Annotated in this window: 15 protein-coding genes; 9 read left to right on the top strand and 6 right to left on the bottom strand. The window is 42.4% G+C overall.

Going from position 1 to position 17,233, the window contains the following annotated elements; genetic code table 11:
* Positions 1-231: 231 nt before the first annotated feature.
* The 4 genes from H7844_11975 to H7844_11990 all read right to left on the bottom strand — a co-directional run bounded on the left by H7844_11975 (position 232) and on the right by H7844_11990 (position 4,558).
* On the bottom strand, positions 232-1,356 hold the full coding sequence (locus tag H7844_11975; GenBank protein ID MEO5358000.1) for a GGDEF domain-containing protein: 1,125 nt from the start codon (positions 1,354-1,356) through the stop codon (positions 232-234).
* Positions 1,357-1,561: 205 nt separating this feature from the next.
* On the bottom strand, positions 1,562-2,011 hold the full coding sequence (locus H7844_11980; protein ID MEO5358001.1) for a GtrA family protein: 450 nt from the start codon (positions 2,009-2,011) through the stop codon (positions 1,562-1,564).
* 7 nt (positions 2,012-2,018) lie between these two features.
* Positions 2,019-2,996 (bottom strand): 4-hydroxythreonine-4-phosphate dehydrogenase PdxA, encoded by a 978-nt coding sequence (pdxA, locus tag H7844_11985; GenBank protein MEO5358002.1) that lies wholly within the window; start codon positions 2,994-2,996, stop codon positions 2,019-2,021.
* A 116-nt stretch (positions 2,997-3,112) separates the two neighbouring features.
* The gene (locus H7844_11990) at positions 3,113-4,558 is read right to left on the bottom strand and encodes an ASKHA domain-containing protein (protein MEO5358003.1); all 1,446 of its coding nucleotides are present in this window, start codon (positions 4,556-4,558) and stop codon (positions 3,113-3,115) included.
* Positions 4,559-4,845: 287 nt separating this feature from the next.
* Between H7844_11990 and H7844_11995 the strand changes: the two genes are divergently transcribed.
* The 7 genes from H7844_11995 (at position 4,846) to H7844_12025 (ending at position 11,619) form a co-directional block, all read left to right on the top strand.
* Positions 4,846-6,765, top strand: a complete 1,920-nt coding sequence (locus H7844_11995; protein MEO5358004.1) for a cytochrome c3 family protein — start codon at positions 4,846-4,848, stop codon at positions 6,763-6,765.
* A gap of 60 nt (positions 6,766-6,825) precedes the next feature.
* Complete coding sequence (locus H7844_12000) at positions 6,826-7,221, top strand: cyclic nucleotide-binding domain-containing protein (GenBank protein ID MEO5358005.1); 396 nt, start codon at positions 6,826-6,828, stop codon at positions 7,219-7,221.
* Between the two features lie 163 nt (positions 7,222-7,384).
* Positions 7,385-8,227 (top strand): M23 family metallopeptidase, encoded by an 843-nt coding sequence (locus H7844_12005; GenBank protein ID MEO5358006.1) that lies wholly within the window; start codon positions 7,385-7,387, stop codon positions 8,225-8,227.
* A 19-nt stretch (positions 8,228-8,246) separates the two neighbouring features.
* Entirely contained in the window at positions 8,247-8,633 is a 387-nt protein-coding gene (locus tag H7844_12010; GenBank protein MEO5358007.1) for a polymer-forming cytoskeletal protein, read from the top strand.
* Positions 8,630-9,007, top strand: coding sequence for a polymer-forming cytoskeletal protein (locus H7844_12015; GenBank protein MEO5358008.1), 378 nt, complete (start codon positions 8,630-8,632; stop codon positions 9,005-9,007). Before H7844_12010 ends, H7844_12015 begins: the two co-directional genes overlap by 4 nt.
* Positions 9,008-9,046: 39 nt before the next feature.
* Complete coding sequence (locus tag H7844_12020) at positions 9,047-9,754, top strand: hypothetical protein (protein MEO5358009.1); 708 nt, start codon at positions 9,047-9,049, stop codon at positions 9,752-9,754.
* A gap of 20 nt (positions 9,755-9,774) precedes the next feature.
* Complete coding sequence (locus H7844_12025; GenBank protein ID MEO5358010.1) at positions 9,775-11,619, top strand: M14/M99 family metallopeptidase; 1,845 nt, start codon at positions 9,775-9,777, stop codon at positions 11,617-11,619.
* Positions 11,620-11,650: 31 nt separating this feature from the next.
* Here H7844_12025 and H7844_12030 read toward each other — a convergent pair whose 3' ends face one another.
* Positions 11,651-12,490 carry an MBL fold metallo-hydrolase gene (locus H7844_12030; protein MEO5358011.1) on the bottom strand — a complete coding sequence of 280 codons (840 nt, stop codon included), beginning with the start codon at positions 12,488-12,490 and terminating at the stop codon, positions 11,651-11,653.
* Between the two features lie 180 nt (positions 12,491-12,670).
* Positions 12,671-13,636, bottom strand: a complete 966-nt coding sequence (gene fbp, locus H7844_12035) for a class 1 fructose-bisphosphatase (GenBank protein MEO5358012.1) — start codon at positions 13,634-13,636, stop codon at positions 12,671-12,673.
* A gap of 309 nt (positions 13,637-13,945) precedes the next feature.
* Between fbp and H7844_12040 the strand changes: the two genes are divergently transcribed.
* On the top strand, positions 13,946-15,463 hold the full coding sequence (locus H7844_12040) for a serine/threonine-protein kinase (protein ID MEO5358013.1): 1,518 nt from the start codon (positions 13,946-13,948) through the stop codon (positions 15,461-15,463).
* The gene (locus tag H7844_12045) at positions 15,460-17,214 is read left to right on the top strand and encodes a Stp1/IreP family PP2C-type Ser/Thr phosphatase (protein ID MEO5358014.1); all 1,755 of its coding nucleotides are present in this window, start codon (positions 15,460-15,462) and stop codon (positions 17,212-17,214) included. Before H7844_12040 ends, H7844_12045 begins: the two co-directional genes overlap by 4 nt.
* The last annotated feature ends 19 nt before the right edge of the window (positions 17,215-17,233 follow it).

Below are 17,233 nucleotides of genomic sequence, written 5' to 3' on the forward strand. Positions count from 1 at the left end.
CGTCATTGCGAGGAGCGATAGAGACGTGGCAATCTCAACCACTAAAAATAATGAACGGAATTATGGTTTTCGCTATAGCTGAAAGGTTAAAAATGTCACCCGTAGGGGCGTAACGGAGTGTAGCAATTTTCTGAAAGAAATTTTGATATTTTTAGCTGCCTGAAGGCTACTGTTTTAAGGCAACAGGGGATACTTTTTATTTTTTCGACCCACTCGATTTGGTACAGAACCTTATTTTAAATCATTTTCAGTAACAACACGGTTTTTACCGGTTTTTTTGGCTACATACAGAGCTTTGTCAGCTCTTTCGGTTGTTGACTCCGTCTTTTCTCCTTCATGAAAAACACTGACCCCAATGCTAACCGTAAAAGACAGTGCTTTGCCTTCAAAGTTGCCGTCGAGTTTGTATTTAGAGCTTTCCACAGACTTACATATAGCCGCTGCTCTCTTCTGAGCGTTTTTTAATGATGTGTCGGGAAGAATTACAGAGAACTCCTCTCCACCGTATCTGGCAAAAAAATCCCCTTTTCTGATGTGCTCCTTGCAAACCTGCACCATTGCCACCAAAGCCCTGTCACCGGTTTGATGTCCATATGTGTCGTTTATGCTTTTAAAGTTGTCTATGTCAATCATCAGCATTGCAAACCCTATGCCGTTTACCGTGTTGGCATCCATTAGTTTGCGCAAATAATTATCGTATGCAAGCCGGTTATACACGCCGGTTAAGCCGTCTTTAAGAGAGTCGGAGCGAGCCTTCATTAAATCCTCTCTCAGTATCGAAACCTCTTTAGTAAGCTCTTCCAACTGTTTCGAGTCTGCCGTCTCTTTTTGTTTTATTGCTTCCTGCAGATGTTCCACCTCGTTTCTTATCTCTTCCTTTATCTTTTTTATGTCATCAAGCAGGGTTATTTTCCCTATTTTCTCACTCCGTTCATAAACCTTCTGGTTGAAATTCATATTGCCGGTCTCAAGTGCCGATATTCCTTTTGACAGTAAATCTATGATTGTTTTGTATTCTGTTTCTCTTTCTTTAAAGTATCTTTTTTTATCTTCTATAAAGGAAATTATTGTTTCTTTACTTTTATCAAAAACACCCTGCAGACGTTTTACCTTTTCCTCTCTGGAGATGTCCTCTGAAAGCTCATCCATCGAGTCTTTAAACTTATCTGCATCTATTTCCTTAATATCAAAAGAAAAGTCTTTCAGAAAAACTATCAGTGTTTTAATCGCCTGAAGGAAAAATCCTTTCTGTTCAGAAAAATATGTTAACTTCCCGGTTAGCTCTTCGTTTTTTCCCGTGAGACTTTCAATTGTAATTTCACCGTCATCTGTCTTCTTTTTAGAAAACAACCCCATTTATGCCTCCTCAAAAAACTCTACACCTTGTTAATTGTTTAGATACAACAGTGCCTAATACCAAGTAGCAGTCAAAAGAGTAACGAGGCGGCAAGGAGAAAGCGACAAAGGCGTACTATGCTCGTACGTCAAGGAGCTTTAGACGAAGCCAACAAAGTTAATCGAATGACTGCAACTTGGTATAAGTTAACAAAGTACACCCTGCTTAGTCAACTGTCTTAAAAACAAAAAACTTATAGCCTAAAAAGTTCCAAAGTAACCCGCCTGCCGTCCCGCATAGTGAGCCGACATTGACCCAAATTTGATCCCCAAACCACGCAAGACTTAACCACGGCCTCACAACATTTACAACTAACGAGGCCGACAGGACATTAACAGCCATTCCGATTAAACTTACCGCTACAAAATGAGAAAACTTCCCGCCTCTGTCGCTCTTATGCTCAAATGCCCATCTCTTATTAAGATAATAGCTGAAAATTACGGCAATAAGAAACGACAGGGCTTTCTGTACTGCAAAAGGAGCACCAGTCTTAAGGCCGCTCAGGAGAGTTTCAACGTTGAGGATTGCAATATCAACAAGAGTATTTAGTGCCCCGATAGAAGCAAACCTGATAAACTGCTTTAGAGTTTTACGTCTTGATGTTATTTCCGTCATATTCTACTCATTTTGGATACGGCTTCAGAGTCTCTGCAAGCCTCATAGCCTCACACATACTTTGAGGGTTTATAACCCCTTTGTGCGCAATATCATAAGCAGTGCCGTGGTCAGGGGACGTTCTTACTATCGGCAGCCCGACAGTGATATTGACACCGCTTTCAAAAGCTATCATCTTTAGCGGAATGAGCCCCTGGTCGTGATACATGGAAACCACAATATCAAAGTGTCCGTTATAGGCTTTGTGGAACAAGGTGTCGGCAGGAAACGGCCCGGTTACCGAAATACCCATATGATGAGCTTCCTCAATAGCCGGAACAATCTCCTCCGTCTCCTGCCTGCCAAATAACCCGGCCTCACCGGCATGAGGGTTAAGCCCTGCCACTGCTATTTTGGGATTATCTATGCCAAGCATACCGGCTGCGGAGTTGGCAAGCACAAGAGTTTTCAATACACGGTCTTTTGTAATAAGTTCAGGGACTTTGGCCAGAGCCTCATGAATGGTGACAAGCATGACTCTCAGGGGGCCTCCGACAAGCATCATGGCAAAATTGGCGGTGTTAGTCAAAGCGGCAAGCATTTCGGTATGCCCGGGATAGGGTATGCCGGCAAGTTTCAGCGCTTCTTTTGAAATCGGAGCGGTGACAAGTGCATCCGCCTTTCCGTTTAAGATTAATGCCACCGCTTTTTCTACACACATGGCACTTAACAGGCCGCCCTCTTTAGTTGCCCTGCACTTTGGATAATCATCTGCAACTGTAACATTTACAATATTTAAGGTACAACCATCAAAAATTCCATCTCGTGGATTTTCAACTGTATGTATCCGGAGAGCGCTTTTAATCAGCTTCAGTGTTTCCTTAAAAACCTGCAAATCGCCGACAAAAACAGCCGCCTCAGGTTTGTAAGTGATATATGCCCTCAGAGCCGCCTCAGGGCCTATCCCTCCGGGGTCTCCCTGCGTTATTAATAATAATTTTGACAACTTAATATTGTAATATAATTAACAGTTGAAAAAATATAAATATGTCTAAATTGCATATCTATGTACAAAGTCCAAACACATTAAAGTGGATGACAGAAAACAATATGCTGTTAACTTTACGGCATAAAAACAGCCCCTGGGAGTTCTCTCATAAAGTCCCTGTCCTCATTCATTTCCTTATAGGTTATTATAGAGCTGATATGACTGATGTCTTTTATAAGAGTAATATCATTAAGCAGAAGTGCCGCCCCGCTCAGAGATGCGTTTCTAATCAGATGGAACTTCTCATTGGTTAAACAGGGAAGAAAGCCGATAGAGAGCGCATGGCCAAGATTGACACTGTTTCCAATAGCGCCGGTCAGAATTATTGATTCAATTTCAGAGAAGTCCAGGCCGATGGAGCCAACCAGCGTTTTAAGCAATGTAGCCATTGCTCCTTTTGAAAGCAGAAAATTTTCGATTTCATGCTGATATATGTTGAGACTTTCCGTTAACGCATAGGCGTTTTCCGTCTCAGCCCTGAATACGCCGAATTTACCTGGAATCAGCTTTCCCATCCTGTCAATAATTCCATTTTTATAAAGCTCCGAGATAAGACTCACCATCCCTGAGCCGCAAATGCTCACAGCCGGGGCCCCGGAGAGTGTATCAACTGAAGGGATAAGGGAGTTTTCATCAATTGAGACATCAACGATAGCGCCGTCATGGGCTGTTTTTCCCGCAGCGGCAATACCCTCGTCAAGCGCCGGTCCTCCAGCCCCGGCCCCGGCCAAAATCCAATCCTCCGACCCTATTGCTATCTCCACGTTTGTCCCCATATCTATTAAAATGCCGATACCCTTGTTTTTATAAATTCCGCTAAACAAAATCCCTGAGATAATATCCCCACCCACATAGCTTCCCACATTTGGAAACAGATAGACGACACCCTCAGTATTAATATTTAAACAGGTGCCAATTGCCGTAAAAAACCCAGTGGAGTGCACAACCGGCGTGTAGGGAGCTACGGGTATGTTTTCTACCGGCAGGTTAAGAAAAAAATGCATCATAGTGGTGTTTGCACCAACTGTGACGGCATATATATCGTTTTGGCTGATTTTAGCCATATCACAGAGTTTTGAAATTAAATTATTTATGCCATCAAGCGTAGCTTTATGGATTTCACCGGAGCCGTGTTCCATAGCATAGAATATGCGTGACAATATGTCAGCGCCATAGGCTCTTTGAGGATTAGCTGTTACGGCCCCGGCAATTTCCGATGAGTTTTCAAGATCAATAATTCTACCCCATATGTTTGTGCTTCCAAGGTCAACGGCTAATCCGTAAATGTTTTTAGTGTTAAAGTCCAAAATTTTAATTTTATTATCTAAATGGGCTATGACAGCGCTGATTTCTCTGCGCTCCGCCCTTAAAGCGGCAGGCAGCCGTCTCATGACACTTAGCGGAATTTCCACATTACAATCAAACCCGAGCTCTTCAACAAACCTCTCAACATCGGCCATGTTACCGCTGTAGCCGTCTTCTACAAATGATATAGTTTTTCTAAATACAATAGGGTTCATCTTTATTGATTACGGTGACTTAAAATAACATAAACGGAGTAATTGTGTCATTTTGCTAAAAATCCGGACATTTTCACTTTGCTACTATAAACACAGTCTCATACCAGGTTGCAGTCAAAAGAGTAACGAGGCGGCAAGGAGAAAGCGACACCTCCCCTTACAGGGGATTCCCCTTTTTAGGGGAGACGTCAAGGAGCTTTCGACGATGCCAACAAAGTTAATCGAATGAATGCAACCTGGTATCACATATTGACCTCATCACTGATAAAAAATTACAGTATATTGTAATGGCTGATTTTAGATTTGGTTTTATAGGGTCTCACATAAGCAAAGCAACCGTGTTGGTTTTTGTTGTAATTATGGCACTTGTGATGCTGCCGCTTATTTATAAATCATGGAACAGTACTTCTGTTGAGTGCTTAAACTGCCACGGCAACAAAGCTGAAATGGAAAAACTCGGCTATCCATTTTTTTATGTGACAAATGAAACAGCACAGAGGGAGAGCAAACATCCTAACGTGGAGTGCAAAGATTGTCACATGGGCAACGGCCGTGCAAAAGATAAAGACACAGCACACAAAGGAATGCTAAAGGCTCTCTTTGTATCGGAAGACGGGAACCTTATAAACAGGGATAACATATTTAAGGGCCCGCTGCTGCCTCAGGGTGAAAATAAAATTTATGAGCTTCTTCCCAAGGTGGATACAGGAAAAGATTCCGTGGTTCCTTTTGAGTTGAGAAATGTTCTTTGGCATGACAGAAACCCGGAAACCTTTAACTTTGACCCTGACATTGCTAAGCAGACCTGTGGTGCTCCGGCTTGCCACCCTGAGGAGCTTAAACAGTTTAAACACTCCATAATGGGCAGAAACTACCGGCAGCGATTTATGAAAACATGGCTTAAACCGTACGGGCCACACAACTGCGGTCCGTCTTTTGCCGACACCCCGCCGGTTGAGGTGCTAAAAGACGCCGGGTTTGACGACACTAACACTAAGGAGATAGCTGAAAACCTAAACATGCCCTTCACCAAACACCATGCCGAGGATAAACAGAAGTTCTGTAACGTCTGCCACGCCGGATGCCTTGACTGCCACTACAGCCCAAGCTCTAAGGAGGGGGTCCACTCATTTAGTAAAATGCCAAGGTCTGAGACATGTGCCGGCGGCGGCAGGGGCACAAGTATCTGCCACCCCGGAGCTATGCAGTCACGCCGCGGAGAGACTTATATCGGCGGTGATTACTCCATCCCTACAGGGATGCAGCCGGACGTGCATTATAAACTCGGAATCCACTGCATCAGTTGCCATCCCACAGGGGAAAAAGGCATGGGAGACATGGAACGAAGAGCTACCTGTCAGGACTGCCATATAGATATTGAAAGCGCTCACGCACGCAGTATCCACAGAAATCTAGACTGCAGCACCTGTCATATCAGTGAGCTTGGCGGCTATCAGATAACTATCTGGGGGCCGGGTAAAATTGCCGGAAAGGAAAACCCTTTTAAAAAATATTCACTCTACTACGGCATACAAAGCCCTCCTATAATACTGAAGGACGAAAAAGGCACGTGGCGGCCATATAAGGTGTGGCCGCATAGTGTCGGAAATATAAAAAACAACGTCCCTCCGTCTAAGTCAATCATGTACCGCTGGCCCGACGGACAAACCCACGACGCATACTTTATAAACGGTACTTTTGACGGCCTTAAGGCTAATAATAAGCACCTGTTATGGATACAGTTTGATCAGGCCGCTCATCCATTCGGCAGAGCACGAGGCTGCAACTCCTGCCATGCTAAAGCTCAATTATCCGGCTCTACATGGGAGTTTTTTGACAACTACGGAGCATATCCTTTTACCGGTTCACACACAATCAGGGCTGATGAAACCGGACTCAGAATTGAACAGATACAAAACACCTCAGCCATAGAGCTTATGGAAGGAGCTAAACCCGAGGACTTTGCATCATGGCTGTATCTTAAAGACAAGTGGCAAATGCCGGGGGATTTTTCTATTAAAGCTGAGGCTGAAAGTTATGCAAAATATCTGAAAATCTCGGATGAGACTGACAGGAAGGTAAAAAATTTAAAAGACGCCTCCGGAAGGCTTGATAATATTACACGAAAACATATAAAATTAAAAATCGGTGTTGCACTGCATAACCTTGATGAATCGGCGGCACTCGATGTTTTTTTCAAGAAATAATTTAACAGCTGTAATAGTTAAATTATTTAATTACCGCTTGACAACTTTGGAGGTTTTTTAATGAAAAGGATAGCCGTAACAGAAACATACGAGGATGGGCAGGTGATAATAAAAGAAGGAACACATGGCGAGGGAACATATGTGATACTTGAAGGTTCTGTAGCTATAAAAATGAAGGTAGACGACGTTGATATAGTAGTGGCGACTTTAAACAAAGGTGACATATTCGGCCATATGAGCTTTATAGACAGACAGCCCCGTTCAGCAACAGCAAGATCAGTCGGCCGGACAAAAGTAGGAATTTTTGATATGGATTACCTTGAAAACGAGATAAATAAAACATCGGAAGATTTCAGAATGATTGTCAAGGCATTAACTGAAAGACTGAGGGAAACAACATCAAAAATGGTTAGTTTGACAGCTAAATACTACAAACTAACAGGTAAGACTGAATAATGCAGAGTTTATTTTTTTAGAAATATAATTTAAATTTTTTCTTGCACTTTTAATTGTCAGTATGTTAATATGTGTTCCAATTGCAAATGCTAAGCCGCCCCATAACTAGGGGTTGTATTGCCAAAGTGGCTGCAATCATGTCAACACAGGAGGGGTTATGACTATGACCGGAATAAAAAAATACTTACGCCGATTATTCAGTCCAATAACGATAATGATTGTACCTCATGACGCAGAAAAGACATATCGTTTTAAGATGCCTTCCATCGGTATCCTGATTCTTTGCGGTTTCTGGTTTTCCTTTACCGCTTATACGGTCAATGTAGGTGTAACAACAAAAAAATATAACGATTTAAAAGACAAAGCTGATTATTATTACACTCAGTTTGTAGAGGTAAGGTCAACTATAAGTTCTATTAAGAAAGCTGAAACCCAGTTAAAGACAATGTTGAGCCGCAATAAGGGCAAAGAGGATTTGTTTAATAATATAGACCAGACTGATTCCGGCTCTGTAAATATCGAGTTAATAAGGCAGCAGATAGAAGAATCAGTCAACACAGTGGCAGAGTTGAAAGATTACCTTAAACAACAAAAAGATATTTTTTACTCAACCCCCTCAGGGTTGCCCTCAGGGGTAGGTAGAATCAGCTCGGAGTTTGGCTGGAGAACACATCCACGCAGCAGGCGTTCAGAGTATCATACCGGCGTTGACCTGCCCTTGCCCTCAGGTTCACCTGTAAAGGCAACAGCTAACGGCATTGTCGTGTTTGCCGACTGGAGTGCCGGCAACGGACGTCTCATTGTAATAGAACACGGCTTTGGATTTACCACTTGTTACGCCCATAACAGTGAAATAGCTGTTAAAGTAGGACAACAGGTAAAAAGAGGCGATACAATCGGTTATTCCGGCTCAACAGGTAATTCCACCGGCCCGCATGTCCACTACGAGATATGGAAAGACAATGTACCAATAGACCCCCAGCCTTTCTTACTGAAAGATTCCTGAAAACAAATTTTTAAAAACAATGTTTAATAAAAAACACGATAGAATAGAAACTCTGATAGGAGTAAGCTCAGAGATAAAGGGCACAATAAACCTAAAGGGGACCCTTCGTGTGGATGGCTTCTTTGAGGGCAATGTAAAAGCCGACTGGGTAATTGTTGGAGAGAAAGGCCATATCAAAGGTGATATAGATGCCGGGGGGGTTATAGTGGGCGGCCTTGTGGAAGGAAACATAAAGGCCGGCGAGTACATAGAGATACTGGCAAAGGGCAGAGTACTGGGGGATGTGCTTACCCAAAAACTTGCTATTTTAGAGGGAGGGCTTTTTGAAGGCCACTCCAAAATGCACTCTGTAAGTAATACGGATAAAAAGCTATCCGTGGAAATAAGAAATCAGATAGAGCAGTGAAAGGTGCTACACAAATAGACGGATTTATCGCCACAGGCGTGATTTTAAGCGGCAGGTTGGTTTTTGACGGCACACTTAGAATTGACGGTAAGTTCCAGGGTGAAATTGACTCATCAGGAACCCTCATTGTCGGCGAGAGTGCTTTTATCGACTCCATGAACATAAATGTGGATACTGCATTGATCTCAGGTGAGGTAAGAGGTGTGGTTGAGGCTAAAACTAAAGTTGAGCTCCTTTCACAGTGCAGAGTCTATGGGGATATTAAGACCCCCCTTCTTGTTGTTTACTCAGGGGCTTTTTTTGAGGGCTGCTGTGAAATGTCAAAATTTAGGCAATCTCCCTCTAATCAGGTCGCTATAGAGATAGAAGGGTAACAGAGTACGTCAGGCATTTTGCTGTTTATTTTTATTTAAATGAAGATCAAACAAACTATAACATTAATATATTTTAAAGATAAAAGCGGTAAGGCTCTAACCTTTAAGCTGCGCTCCTGGTTGTTTAAGCTTATTGTTGTCTCTGCACTGTGCTTTTTCGGAATATCACTATTTGCCGTTTATTTCAGCTACAAGGAAAAAAAAGAAAATAACGACATTCTTGCTGAATTGGACGCCACTGAAAAAGAAAACAGAAATATGAAGGCAGCTGTAAAAGAAATGGAAACAAAGAAAACTGTTTTTAACGAACAAATAAAGAAACCTGTTGCCATAGTGGAAACCCCCAGTCAAAGTGCTCCGTCTGAAGAGCCGGCTATAAATACCGGAGTAATTACTATGGAGAATATTCGAACAAAGCGCTCCAACCGCGGCGATGGCTTTTTGCTTTTTCTTGATTTAGTAAAACTGCAAGTTTCTAATGCAAAGCTATCAGGATATGTCTATATAGTTTGGAAAGCATCCGGCAAGTATAAAAGCTTCCCAGAGTCCGAGGAAATAAAAAACGGGATACCGGTTGACTATAAAGAAGGTGATACTTTTGATATAAGGTACAGAAAACCGATTTCATGGAAGATTACATCCAATGAATCCGATATACAATCACTTACTGTTGTGGTTTTTGGCTCTGACGGAAATATTGTTTTAAAAGAGGATATTACAAGGAAAGCTCTTGAATCAAACAGATAAATGTAATTTGAAATATTTTTTTGAAAAAATGTTACAATAAATTAATGCTCTGCGGTGTTAAATATCTTATTATATCACTGGTTCTGCTGGCTGCCGTCCTGCAGAGCCCGTGTTTTGCCAAAACGGACCATACAGTCTATTTTGAAAATACCGATTACGAATTACACGTTTACCGCATCCATGGCACTGATAAGGGTAAAACTCTGATAATCATAGGAGGTATCCAAGGAGATGAACCCGGAGGATACACCACAGCAGACCTTTATGCCGATATGACACTGAAAAAAGGCAACCTGATTGTCGTGCCCAGAGCTAATTTCCTTTCGATTATAAAACATAAGAGAGAAATAAATAACGACATGAACAGGAGATTCAACGAAAAAAACCGTGAGTATTATGAGGATAAAATAGTGGAAATCCTAAAAGAACTCATAAGTCAAAGCGATTATTTATTAAATCTCCACGAGGGCTCCGGCTTCTACTCAGATACGAGGATAAGCGATCTCAGAAACCCAAATCGCTTTGGACAGTCTATAATAGCCGACACGGATATATATAAAACAGATGATGGAAAGGTGCTGTATCTGGGCAGAATAGCCCGTGAGGTCGCAGATGAGGTAAATTTGAATATAAAAGAAGAGTCTCACTATTTCAGATTTAACAACCACCGCACTTTTGAAAAAAACACCTCACATCCAGAACAACGTAAATCCGCAACCTTCTATGCACTCTCAACACATAGTATTCCGGCGTTTGGAATAGAGGCATCAAAGGAAATAAATGACCTCGAGAAAAAAGTCCGTTACCAGACACTGGTTATAAATACATTTTTAGAAAAATTCGGAATAATCCCGGACAATCCTCACATAGTGCTCGACTCTCCAAAGCTTAACTACGTCGTAGTCTCTGTAAACGGTGATGAACGCATAGTGCACAATAACAACTCCTTGCGGGTAAACAAGGGCGACCGGATTATCATAACCGATATATCATCAAATTACAGAAGAGGATTGAGCGTGGATGTCAGCGGCATTGGTGCAGCTAATGCGTTTAAAAGAGAGTTCACAGTGCAATCCTCAGTAAAGGCTCATATAAAAAAGGACGGTGTACGTTTTGGAGAGGTGAGTTTTGATTTGGCTGAGAATCAACCTGCCGCCCTTAAAGCTGCTGTCTCTAAAAAACCTGTCAGCGTTAAGGATGCAAAGTTTAAGTATCTTGTAGTACAACTTAACGGCTTAAAGCATGTATTAAATGATAATGAGCACCTTACATTAATCAGGGGAGACAAGCTGATACTTCTTGATGTGGTTGTTGATGGAATCAGTCCCTCCGCCCTTACCGTTAATTTCATGGGTTTTGTCGGCGATAAAGTGCATAACACCGGAGAGGACAGGGGATATACTATTCACACAGCCAAGGATCTTTGGAAGAGTTATTCCTTCGATAAAGCCGGAAAATCATATACAGTTGAAATAAGCATAGGAAAATCTTTAATCGGAGCAGTTTACGTTGATATTGAAGAGCCTAAAATGGATTATATTGTTTTAAAGCAAAACGGCGGGAATAAACGCTGGTACACAAACGGAGACGTAATTACTGTTAATCCAAACGATACTGTTGAAATTGTTGACGTTAAAACTAATGTTAATAAAAATGACGGAATAACCTACAGTTTTGAAAAATCATCGTCAGAGCACAGCGACCGTGCCGTTAAAAACTTACTGCCTGGAGATTCTTTTCCTCTGAGCAAGTTAACTGCAAAAAAAGGGGCTAATTACAACATCGTAGTTACAAGAGATGGAATTGTATTGGGTAAAACTCCTGTGAAAATTGACGAGGCTGTAGCCTCTGCAAAACATCAATAATCCATTTATGGGATGGCAATCTCATGGGCAACTACAAAACTATTTCGTTGCCTTTTTCTACGGCAAAGCAAGTCTGGGAGTTACCATTTTGCTTTATGATTGCCCTGCAGTTTTCAACCATTGCGTCTATTTCATCGTCTGTTCTATTCTGATTATGGTGGAACAGGCCAAAAGACTTTACATCAGCCTCCATGGCAAGTCTCAGTGAATCCAAATATATGGAATGCCCCCATGTTATCTTATCAGAGTACTCTTCCTCTATGTATTCAGAGTCGTGATAAAGCAAGTCAGCTCCTTTTGCAAATTCCATGTAGTCCTTATAATCCAGCCCGCCCGGATGCTTATATGTCAGCTCATTGTCTGTTATAAATACAAAAGTCTTACCATTTTCCTGGAATTTATAACCGAGCCCCCCGTTTGGATGGCTGAGATAAATAGGGGTTATAGTCATTGAGTTTATTTTAAAATTGCCTTTACACAGATCATTATATTTAAATTCAGCTTTCACCTCGTTAAAATTAACCGGGAAATTCGGTGACACCATCGTTTTGGAAATCATCTCAGCTATAGTTCCTTTGCTAAATACACAACCATAGAAGTCAATCTGTGTTCCCTGTTTATAGATAGGTCTGAAAAAAGGGAAACCCATTATGTGGTCCCAGTGGAAATGTGTGAAAAAAATATGCATCCTTGTTTGGCTTTCATCAAGCATTTTTTTACCTAATTCCCTTATTCCTGACCCTGTATCAATTATTAATCTCTCGCCGCTATCCGTTACAATTTCTATACAGGTCGTATCCCCTCCATATTTTAGGTACTCCCTGCCTGAAACCGGTATCGACCCCCTTGAGCCCCAGCATTTTATCAGCATCAATATTCCCTCATTCTTGTTTTTTAACCTAATTCCCTTAACTTACAAAGGAACACAAAAAACATATCTTAGCATTATAAAATATTTTATTAAAAAAATTTCAATATTTTTTTTAGGGGTTATTTATTACCTCAAATATTCAATATTTTAAATTGCATATACAGATTCTGACTTTAATATCTATCCTGTTGTATTTAAAAAAATTTCTATTTCTTTTCTGCTGCCTAGAAAAACAGGCGTCCTTTGGTGTATTTCAGTGGGCACAATGTCAAGAATCCTTTTGCCGGCAGCGTCAACGGCAAGCCCTCCGGCCTCCTCCACCATCATGCACATGGGAAAGACCTCGTATAAGACCCGGAGCTTCCCTTTGGTGCTTTTTTTATCTGCCGGATAAGCAAATATACCACCCTTTAGAAGCGTCCTGTGAACATCGGCCACCATCGTTCCGATAAATCTCTGGGTGTAACCGGAGGATTTCAGAGTTTCAAGATAGCTCCTCATTTTATCATCCCAGCCCTGAGAGTTGGACTCATTAAAAGAGTATGTTTTACCACTTTCGGGAATTCTCATTCCGGGATGAGACAAAAGAAAAAGCCCTGATGATGGATCAAGGGTAAAGCCGTTAAGTCCCATCCCTGTAGTATAGACAAAAACAGATGATGAGCCATACATAGCGTATCCTGAGGCTATCTGAAGGCTCCCGCCACAGAGAAAATCAGCCTCAGACCCCTTGTCTCTCTTATAAATGGAAAAGATTGTACCTATTGATATGTTTACCTCAATATTGGTTGAGCCGTCAAGGGGGTCAAATGCAATTATATACTTACCGTCTTTACCTTTCTCAGGGTAGATCACATCATCGAGTTCCTCTGAGGCTATGGCATAGAATTGCCCACTGTCTGAAAGTACTCTGACAAGAACATTGTTAGAAAATTCATCAAGTTTTTGAACCTCCTCGCCTTGAATGTTGGTCTTTTGAGCCTTACCGAATATCTCAGCAAGCCCGGCCATCCTCACGTGAGAGGCAATAATTTTAACGGAAGTCTCCAAAGATGTGAGAGCAATAGAAAGTGAACCTGTAGCGGATGGGAACTTCCTCTCTTCCTCAAGTATAAACCTGTTTAAATCCATTCCAATTTCCGGCATTTAAACCTCCCCTGTCTTTTAGTAAATACTCAACTTTTAATAATACCATATTCTGATTAACTATATCGTGTCAACACTACTCTTTAAAATATTAATTATTGTCCAAATCAATCATACAGCTAAGTTGAACTCCTATAAAATGATTCTTATACCAACCGGATTTCGGGAGCCATGTTGACATAGTACAAACGGCTTTGTTACACTATAAGGGATAATAGAGGGACATGTCGGATAAGAAAAAGCAGTAGGGGATTGTAAGCGATTTAAAGTCGGCATATTTTTAAAATAAGTATTAAAATGGAGGGCGTTTTGCCGGCAAAAGTCGTCCTTGAGGTTACGGAGGGTAAACTCAAAGGTAAAAAGTATAAATTCTTAGAACGAACTACATGCATCCTTGGCAGGGGGGTGGATTGTAATCCGCGCCTGCCTGATGATGATGAGCACCGCACGATTTCACGCCACCACTGTCTGCTGGACATAAACCCGCCTGGGATACGAATAAGAGACTTCGGCAGCTTAAACGGCACTTATGTTAACGGCCATAAGATAGGCCAGCGCCTCAAAACTCAAAATATTAACGAAATTTCTCAAATGGAATTCCCTGAGTATGATCTTAAAAAAGGGGATGAAATAAAGCTCGGCACTACTGTCTTTAAAGTCAGAACGTATGAATCCCCAATATGTTCCGACTGTGGTGTTGAATTACCGGCTGATAATCCTGATGCACTAAGAATGCCGGACGGACGTTACATCTGCCGGCGTTGCTCTGAAAATAAGGATAAAGATAAGAAAGACAACGGTTTTGCCCTATTAACCACATGTACAAGCTGCGGCAAGTCCCCTGGTAAGGGAAGCATTGACCAATCATCGGGGCTCTGTACTGTGTGCCGTGAGGACCCAGTTAAGGTGGCAAAGTCCTATGTGCTGGGAGATGAAAAGGACTCAAAAGATGCCTTTGAAATCCACGGATATAAGATAATAAGTGAAATAGGTAAGGGCGGAATGGGAGCAGTGTATCTGGCCAAACATATAGAGACCGGTAGAGAGGTTGCCCTGAAGGTGATGCTCTCAGAGGTAGCAGTCAATGAGCGCTCAAGGGAGATGTTTTTAAGAGAGGTGGAAAACACCAAACACTTAAAACACCAAAATGTTGTGCAACTGCTTGATTACGGCAACTCACGCGGCACCTTTTACTTCACCTTGGAGTACTGTGAGGGGGGCAGCATAGACAAACTGATGCTGGCCCGGGGGGGGAAGCTGGATGTTGATGAAGCTACCACTTTGGTACTACAATCTCTTGACGGTTTGCACTATGCCCATACCCTTGAAATCCCCAACGTTAAATTAGCCGACTCCAGTATCGTAACGCTTAAAGGATTAATCCACAGAGATATCAAACCAACAAATATATTTTTAACTGAAACCGGCGGAGTAAGAATATCAAAAATAGCAGATTTCGGATTGGGCAAAGCATTCGATGCAGCCGGGTTAAGCGGCTACACACGCACCGGGGCATCTGCCGGCACTCCCGTTTTTATGTCCAGACAGCAGGTAATTAATTTTAAGTACTCAAAACCAGAGGCTGACGTATGGGCTATGGCCGCCAGTTTTTATTACATGCTTACAGGACGTTTTCCGAGGGATTTTCCTAAAGGCAAGGACCCGTGGTACATAGTGCTTCAGAGCAAACCTGTATCTATACTGAAGAGAAATCCCAACATTCCTAAAAAGCTGGCTGAGGTGATTGATGAGGCGCTTATAGACCAGCCTGAAATTAAATTTAAAACCGCTCTGGATTTTAAGCGAGCGCTGGAGGGGGCATTATGAATAAAGCAATAACCTATGCCGGCTTAACCGACAAGGGGCTGGTACGCCAAAGGAATGAGGACAACTTCTCACAGGACCCTGACAATGGTATATTCATTGTATCAGATGGTATGGGAGGACACGCTGCCGGGGACCTTGCAAGTAAGGAAGTTGTTGAAAATCTGCCCAAACTTTTACTTAAATATATGAAAAATATCAACAGCCTCAATAGCCCCGAAGCTGTGGAAACTATCTCATCCGCCTTAAGTGAGCTCAATGAACACGTCCGTGTTATTAGCAGGTCAAAACCCGGCCTCTCCGGCATGGGAGCCACAGTCGTTTTAATGATATTAAGAAATAAAGAAGCCATTGTCGCCCATATGGGAGACAGCAGGGCTTACATGCTCAGACAGGGCTCACTCACTCAACTTACCATGGACCACTCCGTCATACAGGTTCTGATAAACTCGGGAGAGATTACCCAGAATGATATTCACAGCCATCCCGCCAGAGGAAAAATCACTCGTTGCATCGGCATGTCAGGGGATGCCTTACCTGAAACTAGGTTTTTCGTGCCCCGACCCGGCGACAGGTTCTTGCTTTGCAGCGACGGCCTTACCGGAATGGTTAGTGACACTGATATAAAGAAAATACTTATGAATAAACGGGACTCAGAGAAAACCTGTGCATCTCTGATTAAAGCGGCTATCGAGGCAGGCGGTATTGACAACATCACTGTGCTTGTTGTTGACTACACCTCTGATGTTGCCCTTGATGACGATGATGCTACTCCTGTAACCATTTCAGATACCGAGCAGTACAATGCATCTGTTAAGGAAACATCTGAGACCACCGACTTTATCGCTTTAATTGTAAACCTTGATAAAACACCGCCACAGTTCAGTTTACCTGTAACCCCTCCTGCTTTTACAATAGGAAGGGCCTCAAACAACAACCTGTCACTGAAAGCCGACAAAACAATATCGAGAAACCACTGTGTAGTAAAACTTGAACGTGGGGAGTTGATTCTTGAGGACCTTGCAAGCCGAAACGGTACATACCTCAACGGTAAACGAATAAAAGGAGCTGTCTCGCTGCCTTTGCCATCATGGTTTGCTGTGGGGAGAACCAGAATAGGAATAATTCCACCGGGTACAGAGGCCCAGGCCGATGACCTGCTGGATGAGGCATACAGCTCAGAGGGAAGTATTCTGATTCCTCCGAGTGAGTTTTTTGAAGAGCGCACAGAGGCTCTTTTAGTTGTCGATATAGTGGGCTCAACCAGAATAGTTAAACTTGGTGAAACGCACCTTGTAAAAGTCATATCAGCCCTTGGCCAATTGCTTGAGAAATCACTTCAGAATGAAAAGCACGCCTTTCTTAAGTGCACAGGGGACGGTTTTTTTGCCACCTTCGGCTCTGCCGATACAGCCCTTAGTGCCGCTCTGAAGCTCTCACCGGGCATCCTGCGCCACATTAAAATACCGATTCAGATATCCATAGCGCTGCACTGGGGCTCGGTACGGCTGACACAAGAGGGAGAGCGCACGGGTAGAAATGCCCATGCAGTGTTTTCCCTTGAGGACTTAAGACACAGAGAGCCCAAGGTTAATGAACGGCTCACTGCACATCATAAGGAATTTATACTCATGACCGGCTCCTTCTGGAGTACCCTAAACCCTGCCTCACAACTTAAAGCGCTTCCCATCGGCTCATATAACCTAAAGGGGTTAGATAAAGAAGAGCGGATTTACTATTGGAAAACCCAGTGAGTGTTACCCATACACAGCA

The sequence above is a fragment of the Nitrospirae bacterium YQR-1 genome (genome assembly GCA_039908095.1).
GTDB lineage: Bacteria > Nitrospirota > Thermodesulfovibrionia > Thermodesulfovibrionales > Magnetobacteriaceae > Magnetomonas.

Bases quoted from the DNA above. Each gene is read 5' to 3' on its own strand.
- H7844_12030 (MEO5358011.1), bottom strand. From the start codon at position 12,490: ATGCTGATAAAATGCTGGGGCTCAAGGGGGTCGATACCGGTTTCAGGC.
- H7844_12005 (MEO5358006.1), top strand. From the start codon at position 7,385: ATGACCGGAATAAAAAAATACTTACGCCGATTATTCAGTCCAATAACG.
- H7844_12010 (MEO5358007.1), top strand. From the start codon at position 8,247: ATGTTTAATAAAAAACACGATAGAATAGAAACTCTGATAGGAGTAAGC.
- H7844_11990 (MEO5358003.1), bottom strand. From the start codon at position 4,558: ATGAACCCTATTGTATTTAGAAAAACTATATCATTTGTAGAAGACGGC.
- H7844_11995 (MEO5358004.1), top strand. From the start codon at position 4,846: ATGGCTGATTTTAGATTTGGTTTTATAGGGTCTCACATAAGCAAAGCA.
- H7844_11980 (MEO5358001.1), bottom strand. From the start codon at position 2,011: ATGACGGAAATAACATCAAGACGTAAAACTCTAAAGCAGTTTATCAGG.
- H7844_12045 (MEO5358014.1), top strand. From the start codon at position 15,460: ATGAATAAAGCAATAACCTATGCCGGCTTAACCGACAAGGGGCTGGTA.
- H7844_12020 (MEO5358009.1), top strand. From the start codon at position 9,047: ATGAAGATCAAACAAACTATAACATTAATATATTTTAAAGATAAAAGC.
- H7844_11975 (MEO5358000.1), bottom strand. From the start codon at position 1,356: ATGGGGTTGTTTTCTAAAAAGAAGACAGATGACGGTGAAATTACAATT.
- fbp (MEO5358012.1), bottom strand. From the start codon at position 13,636: ATGCCGGAAATTGGAATGGATTTAAACAGGTTTATACTTGAGGAAGAG.
- H7844_12000 (MEO5358005.1), top strand. From the start codon at position 6,826: ATGAAAAGGATAGCCGTAACAGAAACATACGAGGATGGGCAGGTGATA.